Here is a 14,169-nt window from a genome sequence, read left to right on the forward strand (position 1 = left end):
CAAGGGATACAGGGCTGGTTCGGAACGTTGCTGTAGCACGCCGGTCCGGATCCGAGAAAGCCACTCATTGAGCCGATCTCGGCAGCAATTCGCCAGGCATGAGGAGGTCTGGCGCGGTGCGCGGCCTCCGATCAGGGGTGACGGCCGGCAAGGACACAGAACTCGTTCCCCTCTGGGTCGGCGAGTACGACCCAGCTCTCATCGCCTTGGCCGACGTCGGCGTATCGGGCACCCAGCTCCAGCAGGCGACGGACCTCTTCGTCTTGCTCCCTGTCAGTCGGGTTGACGTCGAGGTGGAGCCTGTTCTTGACGGTCTTGCCCTCGGGGACGCGCGCGAAGGTCAACGTCGGCGGCACCGGGCCGAGGCGGTTCCTGCCTTCAGGCACCACGGGGGATCCAATGGTGACGAGTCCATCGCCTTCGTCCTGCACCTCATAGTCGAGGACCGAGCACCAGAACCGGGCGAGACCGTGGGGATCGGCACAGTCGATCGCAAGCTCGGTGAACTTACTGGCCATGTCAGGACCTCTCAGTCAAGTAGCCGTCCGCCAAAGGCCGCACGCTGAATCGCAGGGTCTGATGGCTCGCTCCGCCAGCAGACGGTCCATCGGTGTCGGCGCTTCAGCACCCATGGCCGTGTCCTATCAGGATCACACCCACTTCCACGACCGGATATTCCGAGACGGAAGGCTGATGGCGCGTGGCTGAGGGCCCGGATGGACTACGAGCACGACGCGGCAGCGTGGTGGCCCATGAAGCCCAAGACGATCGCCTCGGTGGTCGCCAGCGGAACCACCCCGGACGGCTCCACCTCGTGGAGCTATCTCGCGCCGCTGCTGGCAGGCGAGCTCTGGCGTTGCCAAGGAGACCATTGACGGCGATCGCAAGGTCCTCCATCACCAGGAGGACGCCCTCTTCTCATGAGGGCGTCCTCCGGCAGTGGCCCTTCCGTCGTCCATCGCCTGCCCGGATGTCGGGTGTGCGAGGTCGAAGAGCGCACAAGCGGATCGGCGGGGCTTGCGCGGCGTCAGGTCATCAGCAGAAGTCGGGTGTTCGGCACCAGCTTTCGGTTCACACTGGTGCTCTGCACGAAGATCGTGAAGTCGTCGTTGTGGTCCGGCTTGACGCGAACTTCCACGTCCGGCAGGCCGAGCAGGGCTCGGGCCTCCGGGCCCGTGTACACCCGATCCGTCTTCTTCTCCAGCACCGCGATCTGCTTCCGCGCCTGGATCTTCTCCGACTTACTCAGCTGATAGAACGCACAACCGGTACGGTATGTGTGCCCGCACTCGACAACCCACTCGCGTATCGCCGCTTCGCGAGCCACCGGAATCAGCTGGTATTCCGACGGATTGGCCGGAGTGAGACCAGCCGCCTTGATGGTGTCCTTGTTGACCGCCTCCGCGCCCATCGAGAACACCGCTCGCGATCCCCGGATTCCCTGGGTGCGGCCCACCATGAATTTCTCGGTGGCCTGCTGGATGACCTGTCCGGCCTCCTCCAGACCCTGGGTGCTCGTGGCGTCCCATATGGCGATGTTGTCCTTCGGGAAACCACACTGCATGGCCTCGCGCTTGCCCATCTGGTCCGGCACAAGGACCGCCAGCGTCCAGTTGTCCTCCTGGGTCTGGAACATGTCGGCCACGGCCTGCACCAGCTCACGCGGGTCCCTGGTGGGGGCATCCGCGCAGCGATGACTCGCGTTCTCCTGCCCGTCGGTCAGCACGAACGTGAGAAAGCTGTGGTCACCGTACAGTTGAGCCGTCTGCGCCAGCTCCCGCTGCGATTTCAACGTGGCCGCCAGCAGAGCCGTCATTCCACCGACCCGGTACAGATGCTTCAGGGACGGCATTCGCAGCACGTCCTTGTCGTAGATGACGCACTCCACCTCCTGGGCGAAGACGTACACCGTAACGCGGGTTTCCTGGTCCAGTTCCTCCGACCGCCGCGCCAGATACGCAATCTGCTGGTCGGCTACCTCGATCACCTTGCGGCTCAGGTGTGACATGGACGAACTGGCATCCAACACAAGAGCAACGTGATTGATGTAGTTCTGGTTTCCGGACATGGCCGCTCCCCCTTCTCCGACTGGATGCTCCGATCTTCTCACCCACCACTGACAACCGATCTCGGATTCCAGGAGGGAGCGGCCCCACGGAGAAGACCGACCCGCGCCGGGGCAGTCCCGCACGTCATCGTCTCAGGCATGGGGCATCAGGCCCGTTCCCGCCTGTACGACGAGGTTGCTGGCCCGCAGGGAGGCGACCAGTTCGGGCGGGGCAGTGGAGACGGAGCCCGCGTCATAGGGCGGCTGAGGGGCGTACTCGACAACGAGTTGGACGGCCTGGGCGACCTCGTCTCCGGCGATGCGGCCGGCGAGTTGGAGGGCCAGGTCGATGCCGGCGGAGACGCCGGCGGCAGTCGCGTACTTGCCGTCGAAGACGACATGCTCCCTGCTGGGTACGGCGCCCAGGTCCGCGAGGTGGTCGAGGGCGATCCAGTGCGAGGCGGCGCGGCGCCCGTTCAGCAGACCTGCTGCCGCCAGCAGGAGGGAACCCGAGCAGACGGAGGTGGTCCATGTGGTGGCGGCATCCGCGGTGCGGAGCCAGTCGAGGAGGACGCGGTCGCCCAACACATCGGCGGTGCCCGGTCCACCGGGCACCAGCAGGATGTCGGGTGAGGTGACGTCGGACAGCGGCCGGTCCGCGGTGAGCGTGAGGTTGCCCAGATCGGTGCGGACCGAACCGGGCCGCGCGGCGGTGAAGACGACCTCGACACCCGGCACGCGGCCCAGGATCTCGTAGGGGCCGACGGCGTCCAGCGCGGTGAAGCGGTCGTAGAGCAGGATGGCTATCTGCATCAGGCAGTCCTTTGGTCGGTGACCGGTCGCAAGCGATGCCGGTCTTCCAGGCGTGGTGCGGACAGGGCGCGCAGGAACACCTGGCGCAGCATCTCCGAGGTGTCGTAGTCGGTGCCCCCGACGGCCGCCTCGATACGGTCGTCGGCTACGTGGTCGGGACTCATGTCACCTGCTCTTCATGCCGTAAGGGGTGTCGGTGCCGGGTCTGTCGTGCCGGGTCTCGCGCCGCGGGGCGAAGTGGGAACCGTCACGAGGCTGGACGTCGCAGGGATCCGACGGCGGATGCGGCGGTCGTGCCGGCGGCGATGGCGAGGGTCGGGCCGATATTCACGGTGGTCTGTTTGAGCCGGCGACGATCCCGACGCATCCGGGCGGCGCGTCGCCGCCGACGGTCCCGGTGGCGGTGACCGTCACCGCGGCGAACCCCGCGCCGCGCACGGCGAAGGTCGCGCCCATGGCGATCCCGCGCTGGTCGGATCGGGCCGGTCCAGCCCCGCGGTACCGATGACGACGAGGGCCGTGCCGGTGGTCGCGGTGCGGTGCCGGCGGCATGGCGTCGAGGACCGTGAGCACGGTCCCACGGTCGGTGGAACGACGCGCACGTTGCCGGCGAAGAGGCCGAGGCGGCTCCGTCTTGGAGGTGGAACGTCGCCGTGAGCAGCACGCCGAACAGGCCGGCGGCGGTGACCGGCAGAAGCGCCGTCGGTGCCGTCACCGGTAGGGACCGCGTCATGGCACGCGGCACGATCGGGTGCTGGTGCGGCGTTCGTGTCACGTCTGCGAGGACGGCGTCGACGTCGAGTCCGAGTCGTGTCGGCGACGGCCGTCCAGCCGTGTGCCGGTATGCCGGTCAGGGTGTGGACCAGCGCCGCGAGCGCGGTCGCGAGCGGGGCTGCGCCCGTGGGTCGAGGCGCTGCGAGCCGGTGCGTTCCGGCGGTGGCCGGACGGCGAGGGTGAGCGCGGCGATCAGGAGCGCGAGGGGAACGTTGATTCAGCGCACGGCGCGCCATCCTCCGTGCCCGCCCAGGCCACGCCCGAGTGGTGGACCGGCTCCGGCGGCCACGTCGATCGCATGGATACGGATGGCAATCGGCGTGTCGAGCTCGTTCGCCGGGTACGTCGGTGGCGGCAGCGCGAGCGTCGCCAGCTGGGGGCCCGTGCGGGCACGGTCACGAGTTCACCGGGCCCAGGTGGGCGTCCAGAACCGCCGCGACGATGCGATCGAGTGGGTCGCCACGAAGCGTACCGGCCGGCTGGGTGGCGTCGAGGGCGAGCTGCAGGCTGCCCCATGCCCACAGTTGGGCGACGCCGTGCAGGTTGGACCACAGGGCGGCGGCCGTCACCGCCGGCGGCGGGGTCGCGTCCGGCCCGCTGGACCGCCGCCGCGTGGTGTCGTCCTGGTCCTCCCCGCACCGGGCGACGAGGGCGACGATGCGCTCGAACAGCGGGATCGTCGACTCCCGCAGTCGCCGCTCGCCCGACGCGTGCTGCTCACTGTCGAGCAGGTCGTGCCGGAACATCAGCTCGAACATGCCGCGGCGCTCCAGCGCGTACCCGACGTACACCCGCGCGACGGCCTGCAACTGCGCCCGCGGCGACGTCGTGTCGGCGATCGCGGCACCGACCCGGGCCGCGAGGTCCTCGAAGCCGCGACGGGCGATCGCGGACAGCAGGGCGTGGTGCGTGGGGAAGTGCCGGCGAGGCGCCCCGTGCGACACCCCGGCCCTACGGGCGATCTCGCGCAGCCCCAGGGACGCGGAACCCTCGGCCAGCACGAGCTCCACGCCGACGTCGATCAACCGTTCCCGCAGGGAACTCTCACTCTCCATAGACACTGTCTACCAGACGCAGTAGACAGTGTCTACATGCAAGTGCACGTGCAACTCCCGCACCCGCCGGCACGCTGCGACGTCGGCGAGCGGCCGTCGTCGACGATCCTCAGCGCGGCGCGGTGCCGTCGGCCCCAAAGGGTCCACCGTGGCCGGGCACGACCAGATACGTGACGTGATCGACGTCTTCTATGAGGCACGCCAGAGGCCAGGAGGTCCGGGGCGGGGCGCGGGCGGGTAGGGGACCAACGCGGCCGAAGGGTCATCGTCAGCGGTGAGGATCCCTTTCCCGCGATAGAAGGTGTTCTCGTAGTCGATCCCCTGGTCCACCAGGAGAGCCGTCTCCATCTCCTGCGAGAACGGAGGCGGCTGACGGGTGATCCGGTACCCGGTCTCGATGATCTCGTCTGTCGGCTCGTTATGGTCGATGGCCTGGAATCCGTCCCGCGCGTCGGCCTGCCCGCTGATCAGCCAGGCGTAGCGAAGCCGCAGTACTCCTTCAGATGGGCAGGACCAACGGAACCGGGAGATGGCCAACATTCCGCTGACACTGTCCAGCCTGCTCCAGCCCCACCCGTTGGCCAGGAACACGATGTCGGTCGACTCCATCACGTTGACGACGGGGCCGAACCAGCTACCTATGAGACGTCTGTCCAGGGATATCACCACACCATCATCCCTGCTGGTCGAGCGGCGAGGCTCGGCCGGCGGGCGCGCCGGACTCCACGGCCGGAACCTCGGTCCGGCACCTGACGCTCCCCTGGCTGCCGCGCGGGCATGTTCGCGACGACGGTCTGGATATTCGGTCGGAGCACGGCGCGGGTCACATCGGCATCCGTGAGGCCGATGCCCTGATCGAGGGGCAGGCGCGCATTCCAGCCCCAGGCGAGGCCCCTCTCCTGCGCCTCGACAGCACCCCAATCGCCCTTGAATGTTCACTAATACCACGAAAGGACGAGTTCATTCTGGCGTGATTTCAGACACTCGGCGAGTGCCGCATTGAGATGATCTTCACATGGCGGCCGCACGGTAACGGTTCAACGACTGTGCGGAAAGGGCGAGATGGCGCGTCTGCCGGCCTGCGGCGTGTCAGATGGCCGGTTTCAGAAGTGGCTGGAATTCGACTGTACGTTATGCCGGTGCGTGAACCCGGAAGCTGGCTGAGTCGGGCCCGTAGGGGCCTGCTCTGCGCCTGCGTCTGCCTGTTGCTCGCCGTGGCGGGGCACGGAGCGGCCGGTGGGCACCTTCCCGGCGTCGGCGCGCTGCTGGTCGTTCTCACCGTGCTGACCGTGATGGGGACGGCGGCCTTCGGCGTGCGGCGGCCACGGTTCGACGTCAGTGTGCTGATGGTCGGCGGGGTGCAGTTCGCACTGCACCTCGTCTTGCACATCCTGTCGTCTGCCCGCCCCGGCGGGCACGTCGCCCACGGGGGCCATGGACCGGGCAAGGCCGGCCCGTCGGGTCCGCATCACACCTTGGCGCACCTGGCGCCCGCCCACCGCCCGTCCGGGCAGCTCGACTGGCTCGCGGCGCCGGACCTCGGCCGTCCGGGACTGGCGAACGCGACCGGCCGTGGTGTCGAGACCGCCGGGGCCGCCGCGCACTCGATGCCCGTCGCGATGACCGCGGGCCACGCGCTGGCCACCCTCGGGACCGCCGTGTGCCTGGTCTACGGCGAACGCGTACTGCGCCGCCTGGTGTCCCTGCTGTTCTCCGGCCTCCGCCGCGTCGACCCCGAGGTGGCGGTGGTCCCCACACCGCCACGGTCGCCGCTCGCGGCTCGCGACCTGCCTCTGCCCTTCGGTGTGCTGCTGGTCCGCAGCCTGCCGCTGCGCGGACCTCCCGTGCCGATGACGGTCTGATCGCCCGTTGACCCCGCGATCACGACACCCGCCCCACCGGGGGCGGGCTCACCCCCTCCCGTCATCGCAGCACGCGCCGCCGTCGCGGCGCGCAGCACCTGAGGATCACCACGCATGTCCACAACCACTGACCGAAGCACACGAAGACCACACCTCGACCTGCCGTCCGGTGGGCAGGACCCCGCCCCCGGACGTTCCTGGCAGGGCGTCCGCGCCCTGCTGGTCCGCCTGCACTTCTACGCCGGGGTGTTCGTCGCCCCCTTCCTCTTCGTGGCCGCCTTCACCGGCCTGCTCTACACCCTCGCGCCCCAGCTCGACCAGCTTCTCTACGGCGACAAACTCACCGTCGAGGCGGTGGGCGAGGCACCGCGGCCGCTGGCCGAGCAGATCGCCGCCGCCCGCGAGGCACACCCCGAGGGCACCTTGGCCTCCGTCGTCACCCCGTCGGAACCCGAGGACACCACCCGTGTGGTGCTGTCGGTCCCGGGACTGGGTGACAAACAGCGCACCGTCTTCGTCGACCCCTACACCGCCGACGTCCGCGGCGAGCTCACCACCTGGTGGGGCTCGACACCTGTGCGGACATGGCTCGACGACCTGCACCGCAACCTCCACCTCGGCGAGACGGGGCGGCTGTACTCGGAGGTCGCGGCAAGCTGGTTGTGGGTGGTCGTAGCCGGCGGACTCGTCCTGTGGCTCGGCCGCAGCCGCGGCCAGCGCGCCCGCTCCCTGCGAGGGGCGCTGCTCCCCGACCGGTCGGCACGCGGCGTGCGGCGCACCCGCGGCTGGCATGCCACCACCGGCCTCTGGCTCGCGCTCGGCCTGCTCTTCCTCAGCGCCACCGGCCTGACCTGGTCGAAGTACGCCGGTGAGCGGTTCGGCCAGGCCCTCGACGCCGTCCAGGGCCACGCCCCGGAGCTCGACACCCGACTGCCCGGCGCGACCCCTCCCGCCGAAGACACGCACGCCGGCCACGCCGGCCACGCGGGCCACGGTGCGGCCCACACCGAGAAGCAGGCCGATGCCGATCCCTCGGGCTTCGACGCGGCCCTCAGGGTGGCCCGGCAGGCCGGGCTCGGCGGAACCGTCGAGGTCACCCCGCCCGCCGACCCGTCCAGCGCGTGGACGGTGGCGCAGAAGGACAACCTCTGGCCCGTCCACTACGACCGCGTCGCGGTCGACACGGCCAAGGGCGAGGTCACCGCGCACACCCGATGGGCGGACTACCCGCTGCCCGCCAAGCTCACCAAGCTCGGCGTCCAAGGACACATGGGCGCCCTCTTCGGCATCCTCAACCAGATCGTCCTCGCGGCCACCGCGATCGGCCTCATGCTGATCACCTTCTGGGGCTACCGCATGTGGTGGCAGCGCCGCCCCACCCGCGCGGACCGCGCCGCGCCCTTCGGCAAGGCTCCGGCACGCGGCGCCTGGCGCCGCATCCCGCTGCCGGTGCTGATCCTCGGCGTTCCGGCCGTGGTCGCGCTCGGCTGGGCGCTTCCCGTACTCGGCGTCACCCTGGCCGGCTTCCTGCTGGCCGACCTCGGCGCCGGACTGGTCAAACGACTGCGCGCCGGGTAGCCGCAGAGCACGGCAGGCACGTGCCCCGCCGGCACACGGTCGCCCCCAGGGGGACCGTGATGTCGACGGGGCACGTGCATTGCTTCGCGGGTGGCGTCTCCGGGGCTCAGTCCGGCTTCGGCCGGGACCGCAGGTGTCGCATCTGGGCGTGGCTGAGGTCGTGTGCCCGTCGCATGTGGCGGGTGATCACCTCGAGTTCGTCCTCGGTGTGGTCGTCGAGGAGCGCCTGCCACGCCTGGCCGAGGTCGTCCCACACCGCGGTGACACGGGCGATGCGATCCGGCACCGGGCTGACCAGCACGCGACGGCGGTCCTGTGGGTCGGGGGCGCGGTGCACGTAGCCGCCCCGTTCGAGCCGGTCGACCAGTCGTGTGGCCGAGCCCGTGGTCAGGCCCGTCATGTCGGCGATCTGCTTGACCGTGAGCGGCCCGGGCTCCGCTGTCAGCAGGCTCAGACACTGCACGTCGGTGGGGTGCAGTCCGAGGTGGTCGGCGATGGCCTGGTTGAACAGCACATAGGCCGCCAGGTAGCGGCGGGACTCCCTGGACAACTCCTCGTACAGCCGGGCCCGGCGTGAGTCTGTCATCTGGATCACACTCCACATCGCTGCGCGGCGCAGCAATCTCCTCTAGTCTTCTGCGTGACGCAGTTAATGCGTAACACAGCGATAGTACCTTTCAGGAGGACCCATGCTCACCGTCGCCGTCACCGGAGCCACCGGCGCCCAGGGTGGGGCCACCGCCCGTGCCCTGCTGACAGCCGGGAACCGGGTGCGCGCGCTCACCCGCCACCCCGACTCCCCCGCCGCCGACGCCCTGCGCGGCCTCGGTGCCGAGGTGCGCCACGCCGACTTCGACGACCGCCCCTCGCTTGAGGCCGCTCTCCCCGGAGCGGACTCCCTCTTCGCGGTCACCACCCCGTTCGGCACCGACATCGCCACCGAGGTCCGGCAGGGCAAGGCCCTCGTCGATGCCGCGGTAGAGGCCCGTCTCGGGCACATCGTGTTCACCTCCGCCGCCCACGCGGACCGGGGCACCGGCATCCCGCATTACGAGAGCAAGCACCTGATCGAGCAGCACCTCCGGGCAGCCGGGGTGCCCTGGACAGTGATCGCCCCAGCGGCGTTCATGGACAACTACGCCAGCGGCTGGACCCTCGACGGGCTGCGCGACGGCACCTTCGCCTGGCCCATGCCCGCCGACCGGCCCCTCACGCTCATCCCCGCCTCGGACATCGGCGCGTTCGCCGCGCTGGTTCTCCAGCGCCGTGACGAGTTCGCCGGCCGCCGCATCGACATCGCCTCCGACGAGCGCACCCCCGGTCAGATGGCGGACATCCTCGCAGCCGCCATCGGCCGCCAGGTCGCCCATGAGGAGGTCCCCCTGACCTACGTCCGGACCCGGTCGGCCGACCTGGCAGCCATGTTCGAGTACTTCACCACCACCGGCCTCGACGTCGACGTCACCGGGCTGCGCCGCGACTACCCCGAAGTCGGCTGGCACACCTTCACCGACTGGGCCGTCGCCCAGGACTGGCCCGCCCTCCTGTCCACGGCGCCCGCGTGACAAGGCTCCAACCCTGACACTGCCGGGGGGACGGCCGTGGCCAGGGGTCCTGGTCTCGGATCACCGGTCTCGGATCAGGGGCGAAGGGGTGAGAAGTCCGCTTGGCGCCACAGGGCACGGGCCGCGGTGTTCTGGGCCCCGGCAGGGCTGTCCGCCGTGTCCCAGACCTGGGAGGTCGACGTCGGGCCGTCGAGGGGTGACCAACCGGGATCACCCGTGGTGGCGAAGCTGACCCAGGCTCCCATCATGCGCCGGGACAGCTCATGGTCTGCGGTACTGGGTGGGCCTCCGATGAGGAACTCGGCACTGTCGAGGGCGAGGTTGCCGAAGGCGAAGGGGATGTCAGCGCAGTGCCAGGCGCGTACCACTCCCTCGGGGCCCTTACGGTGGCGGGCGAAGCGGGAGGTGAAGGCTCGGCCACCGGCTTGGGCGTGCCGCTCCGCGAGCCGGTTGCTGTACTCGCTGAACAGCAGGTCGCCGAAGATCGCAAGATGGACGTCGAGGACAGGGGCGTCGGGCATCAGCGCCCGGTAGCCCGGCACCAGGTCAGCGGGGAGGCGGAAGTGCCGTACGAAGTCGGCCAGTTGTTCGTCGGTGGTGACCTTCGCACCGCTGCCGACGGCGTCCATCAGCCAGTACTCCTCGGTGGTGTGGGACACCAGGAGGTCCACCGCCTCTGAGGCTCCGGCGGCCGTCGCGGACAGGGGGTCGCCGGGCAGGATGTCTCCGTCGACGACCGGACCGTAGATCACGGGGTTGTAGTGGCGGGGCCCGGAACCCGAATCCTGCCGGTAGCTCTCGACGACCCGATCGGAGGCCATGACCAGTTCGTGCGGGGTCGCGGACGTCAGGTGCGCGGACGTGGCGGGGATACCGGCCGCCACGGCAACCCTCCGGGTGGTCTCAACCGCGAGCTCCCTCGAGTAGCAAGGGCCGACGGCGCTGTGGGCGATGACGCGGCGGAACAGCCCGCGCGCCCGTTCCATCACCATCAGGCAGGCGGCCGAGGTCGCCCCGGAGGACTGCCCCGCTACCGTGACATTGGCCGGATCGCCACCGAAGGCGGCGATGTTCTCGCGCACCCACTGCAACGCGGCGATCTGGTCGAGCAACCCCCGGTTCTCCGGGTACGGCGGCTCCGCGCCGGGCGGTATGTGACCGAAGCCCTCAAAACCAAGCCGGTAGTTGAACGTCACCATGACCAGCCCGGCACCAGCCAGGGCGGTGCCGTCGAAGTCGGGCTGCGCGGAAGAGCCGAAGGTGTAGGCACCACCATGGATCCAGACCAGCACCGGCAACGGGCCACTGTCGGATGCCGGAGCCCAGACGTTGAGCGTGAGGATGTCCTCGTCGCCGGGCGACCACGACGGCGCCCCGGGAAGCTGCGCCGACTGCGGGGCTACCGGTCCGAAGTCCCGGCACTCACGGACACCCTCCCACGCCTGCACCGGACGCGGCTCTCTGAACCGGTTGACCCCGAACGGCACGGCAGCATAGGGAATACCGAGGAACGCCACGACATCGGGGGCCGGCCGACGGCCTCGAACCAAACCGTCTTTCGTGCTGCGGACATCCACGGGCTTCCTCCATCGGACGGGACGCGCCGGCTGCCCGCATCGATCTCAACCCGAGCGTGCCGTCGAACTCGGCTCTCAGCCTGACAGGGATGCGGGGTCCAGCACCAACACCGGGATCCGCCCCATTGACGCACGTGAGATGTCAATCGGCTGAGGCCGGCCCTCTGGGTTCCACGTCGCGGTGGTCCGCTCGTCCGCTCAGCCGGTGCGACACATCTCGCCGCGTCACACGATCAGCGACAGAGCCGGTCGCCCGGCGGCCGGACTCCATCGAGCACATTCTCGATGCGGTCGCCGGGAAGACCGGGCGTCTGCCGCGTACCCCGCCATCGGCGGCTCAGGGCTCCTGGAGGCCGATGCCTCCAGGAGCCCTGAGCCGCGCTGAGGGTTACTTCGCCGTCCGCGAGGGCTTCCTCGTCGGCGCTTTCGCCGTGGACGTCGTCGGTCGGCCCGATCCGCGGGCGACCTTGCCGGTGGCGGCGCCGTTCGGGGTGCCCGCCGCGCCCCTCTTGGCTCCCTCGGATACCACCCGGCGGCGAGCACCACGCCCGCCGGCCGCGGAGGAGCTGTCGGGCGCTGCCGCGCCGGAGCCGGTCCGGCGGCCCGAGCCCCGTGCCCCTGTCCCTGTCCCGGTGGCGGCACCTGCGGCGTTCTCGGACCTGCCGCCGCCGTTTCGGCGTCGGCGGCCGGATCGCCTGCCGGGCTCGGCGTCGGTCTTCCGGCTCGGACGGGACGTCGTCGGTGTCGCCTGCCGGGGAACCTCGATGGTGATCGCCACACCGGAAGGCTCGCGGGCACCGGTGATGGTGGCCAGTTCCGCGTCACCGGACGTGACGCGGGCCGTCCTGGGGCGGATCCCCGCGTCCGACATGAGCCGGGTGACGTCTCGCTTCTGGTCGGGCAGGACCAGGGTGACCACGCTGCCGGAGCCGCCCGCGCGGGCGGTGCGGCCGCCCCGGTGGAGGTAGTCCTTGTGGTCGGTGGGGGGATCGACGTTCACGACGAGGTCGAGATCGTCGATGTGTATGCCCCGGGCCGCGACGTTCGTCGCCACCAACGCGGTGACCTGACCGTTCTTGAACTGGTCCAGGGTCCGGTTCCGCTGCGGCTGGGAGCGGCCTCCGTGCAGTGCCGCGGCGCGGACACCGACGGCCAGGAGCCGCTTGGCGAGCCGGTCAGCCGATCGCTTGGTGTCGAGGAAGAGGATGACCCGGCCGTCACGGGCCGCGATGCGCGTGGTGACGGCCTTCTTGTCGGTCTCGTTCAGGACGTGGAGCACGTGGTGCTCCATGGTGGTCACCGCCCCCGCGGACGGGTCCACGGAGTGGACGACGGGGTCGGTCAGGAACCGCTGCACCAGACGGTCGATGTTGCGGTCCAGGGTGGCGGAGAAGAGCATGCGCTGCCCGTCGGGCCGTACCTGCTGGATCAGCTTGGTGATCTGCGGCAGGAAGCCCATGTCGGTCATCTGGTCGGCTTCGTCCAGCACCGTGATGCGCACGCTGTCGAGTACGCAGTCCCCGCGTTCCACGAGGTCGTTGAGCCTGCCGGGGCTCGCCACGAGCACCTCGGCGCCGCGCCGGAGCGTGCTGGCCTGCTTCGTGATGGACAGCCCGCCGACCACGGTGGCCAGCCGGAGGTTCACCGCCGTGGCGTAGGGCGTCAGCGCGTCCGCCACCTGCTGGGCGAGTTCACGGGTGGGGACCAGGACAAGGGCGAGGGGTGCCTTCGGCTCCGCGCGCAGCCCGGCCGTGCGGGCCAGGAGCGCCAGCCCGAACGCGAGGGTCTTGCCGGAGCCGGTGCGCCCCCGTGCCAGCAGGTCACGGCCGGCGAGGGAGTTGGGCAGCGTGGCGGCCTGAATGGGGAAGGGGGTGCTCAGACCCTGCGCGGTGAGAGTCTTCAGCAGCCCTGCGGGCATGTCCAGACCGGCGAAGTCCTCGACGGCGGGAAGCGCGGGTGTCGTGCTTTCCGGCATGCGGAACTCCCTCGGCGACGAGTCGGGCGAGGGGGGCGAGGAGGTGCGTCGGGTCGGCTTCTGGGGCCTGCGGGACATGCGAGTATTGCCCTTCTGGAAACAGCACGAACCGGGGTCCGCACCCTGGCGGTGCGGACCCCGGTGGCGGATACGCGTCCGGCGATCAGGCGGGGACGATGTTCTCCGCCTGCGGGCCCTTCTGGCCCTGCGTGACGTCGAAGGAGACCCGCTGGCCCTCCTGGAGCTCACGGAAGCCCTGCGTCGCGATGTTCGAGTAGTGGGCGAAGACGTCGGGGCCGCCGCCGTCCTGCTGGATGAAGCCGAAACCCTTTTCGGCGTTGAACCACTTCACGGTTCCCTGTGCCATGATCTTCTCCTTCTGTAGGCAGAGGCCCCATCCGGAGATGCCGGAAACAAATAATGCGCCCGAAGGATGAACATTCCTGTCAGGCGCACATAGGTTCATGGGTACCACAACTGCAACGCCAAAAACGGTAGCACAACCCGACGGCGGCAGTCGACTCGACGCGCGTCGCCGTCATGTCATCGAAACACGTTTCCGCCGGTCAGCGGTGTTTCCACGGTGGCCTGCATGCGGAGGGCTGCGAAGGCTGTCCGCAGAGTGACGGCGGTGACGGCGTGATCCCGGATCGCTCCCGGCGTTGCGGGACCGCCGCCACGGCTGGGGCGGCCAGCGGGCCCTTGTCTTCGCGATCAGCTCAGGAGGATCCGCGATCGCGCCCGCTTACGGGCCCTCGTGCAGGCCGGCGTCGGCCGGGCCACAGGTGAAGCCGGTGAACAGGCGAAAGACGGCACCACCACGGCACGCCTCAACACCGTGGCGCCTACGGCACCACCACATCGACACTCTCGTCCTGTCCGTGGGGCCGCCGCGGCGGGGGTCCGCGGCGGCTGTGGCCACT

Annotated in this window: 15 protein-coding genes; 4 read left to right on the top strand and 11 right to left on the bottom strand. The window is 69.9% G+C overall.

Annotated features, from left to right (window positions below):
* Positions 1-131: 131 nt before the first annotated feature.
* Positions 132-518 carry a VOC family protein gene (locus tag LRS74_RS00985; protein WP_277739127.1) on the bottom strand — a complete coding sequence of 129 codons (387 nt, stop codon included), beginning with the start codon at positions 516-518 and terminating at the stop codon, positions 132-134.
* 234 nt (positions 519-752) lie between these two features.
* Here LRS74_RS00985 and LRS74_RS00990 point away from each other — a divergent pair, with 234 nt between their 5' ends.
* Complete coding sequence (locus tag LRS74_RS00990) at positions 753-875, top strand: hypothetical protein (RefSeq protein WP_277739128.1); 123 nt, start codon at positions 753-755, stop codon at positions 873-875.
* 152 nt (positions 876-1,027) lie between these two features.
* On the opposite strand, the gene LRS74_RS00995 is transcribed toward LRS74_RS00990, so the two are convergent.
* The 6 genes from LRS74_RS00995 to LRS74_RS01020 all read right to left on the bottom strand — a co-directional run bounded on the left by LRS74_RS00995 (position 1,028) and on the right by LRS74_RS01020 (position 5,355).
* Entirely contained in the window at positions 1,028-2,068 is a 1,041-nt protein-coding gene (locus tag LRS74_RS00995; protein WP_277739129.1) for a vWA domain-containing protein, read from the bottom strand.
* A 132-nt stretch (positions 2,069-2,200) separates the two neighbouring features.
* Positions 2,201-2,860: a DJ-1/PfpI family protein gene (locus LRS74_RS01000; protein WP_277739130.1), complete on the bottom strand. Its 660-nt coding sequence runs from the start codon at positions 2,858-2,860 to the stop codon at positions 2,201-2,203.
* Positions 2,860-3,024: a hypothetical protein gene (locus LRS74_RS01005; RefSeq protein WP_277739131.1), complete on the bottom strand. Its 165-nt coding sequence runs from the start codon at positions 3,022-3,024 to the stop codon at positions 2,860-2,862. Before LRS74_RS01005 ends, LRS74_RS01000 begins: the two co-directional genes overlap by 1 nt.
* 163 nt (positions 3,025-3,187) lie before the next feature.
* Entirely contained in the window at positions 3,188-3,433 is a 246-nt protein-coding gene (locus LRS74_RS01010; protein ID WP_277739132.1) for a hypothetical protein, read from the bottom strand.
* Positions 3,434-4,029: 596 nt separating this feature from the next.
* The gene (locus LRS74_RS01015; protein WP_277739133.1) at positions 4,030-4,689 is read right to left on the bottom strand and encodes a TetR/AcrR family transcriptional regulator; all 660 of its coding nucleotides are present in this window, start codon (positions 4,687-4,689) and stop codon (positions 4,030-4,032) included.
* Between the two features lie 189 nt (positions 4,690-4,878).
* A complete protein-coding gene (locus tag LRS74_RS01020; RefSeq protein ID WP_277739134.1) occupies positions 4,879-5,355 on the bottom strand; it encodes a hypothetical protein in 477 nt (158 codons plus the stop codon).
* A gap of 467 nt (positions 5,356-5,822) precedes the next feature.
* Between LRS74_RS01020 and LRS74_RS01025 the strand changes: the two genes are divergently transcribed.
* Positions 5,823-6,551 carry a hypothetical protein gene (locus LRS74_RS01025; RefSeq protein ID WP_277739135.1) on the top strand — a complete coding sequence of 243 codons (729 nt, stop codon included), beginning with the start codon at positions 5,823-5,825 and terminating at the stop codon, positions 6,549-6,551.
* Between the two features lie 114 nt (positions 6,552-6,665).
* A complete protein-coding gene (locus LRS74_RS01030; RefSeq protein WP_277739136.1) occupies positions 6,666-8,129 on the top strand; it encodes a PepSY domain-containing protein in 1,464 nt (487 codons plus the stop codon).
* A gap of 106 nt (positions 8,130-8,235) precedes the next feature.
* On the opposite strand, the gene LRS74_RS01035 is transcribed toward LRS74_RS01030, so the two are convergent.
* Positions 8,236-8,715 (bottom strand): MarR family transcriptional regulator, encoded by a 480-nt coding sequence (locus tag LRS74_RS01035; protein ID WP_277739137.1) that lies wholly within the window; start codon positions 8,713-8,715, stop codon positions 8,236-8,238.
* A gap of 103 nt (positions 8,716-8,818) precedes the next feature.
* Here LRS74_RS01035 and LRS74_RS01040 point away from each other — a divergent pair, with 103 nt between their 5' ends.
* The gene (locus LRS74_RS01040) at positions 8,819-9,694 is read left to right on the top strand and encodes an NmrA/HSCARG family protein (protein WP_277739138.1); all 876 of its coding nucleotides are present in this window, start codon (positions 8,819-8,821) and stop codon (positions 9,692-9,694) included.
* A 74-nt stretch (positions 9,695-9,768) separates the two neighbouring features.
* Here LRS74_RS01040 and LRS74_RS01045 read toward each other — a convergent pair whose 3' ends face one another.
* The 3 genes from LRS74_RS01045 to LRS74_RS01055 form a co-directional block, all read right to left on the bottom strand.
* On the bottom strand, positions 9,769-11,271 hold the full coding sequence (locus LRS74_RS01045; RefSeq protein ID WP_277739139.1) for a carboxylesterase family protein: 1,503 nt from the start codon (positions 11,269-11,271) through the stop codon (positions 9,769-9,771).
* Between the two features lie 388 nt (positions 11,272-11,659).
* Positions 11,660-13,324: a DEAD/DEAH box helicase gene (locus tag LRS74_RS01050; protein ID WP_277739140.1), complete on the bottom strand. Its 1,665-nt coding sequence runs from the start codon at positions 13,322-13,324 to the stop codon at positions 11,660-11,662.
* Positions 13,325-13,409: 85 nt separating this feature from the next.
* The gene (locus tag LRS74_RS01055; RefSeq protein WP_023544341.1) at positions 13,410-13,613 is read right to left on the bottom strand and encodes a cold-shock protein; all 204 of its coding nucleotides are present in this window, start codon (positions 13,611-13,613) and stop codon (positions 13,410-13,412) included.
* Between the last annotated feature and the right edge of the window lie 556 nt (positions 13,614-14,169).

The sequence above is a fragment of the Streptomyces sp. LX-29 genome, assembly GCF_029541745.1.
Classification (GTDB): domain Bacteria; phylum Actinomycetota; class Actinomycetes; order Streptomycetales; family Streptomycetaceae; genus Streptomyces.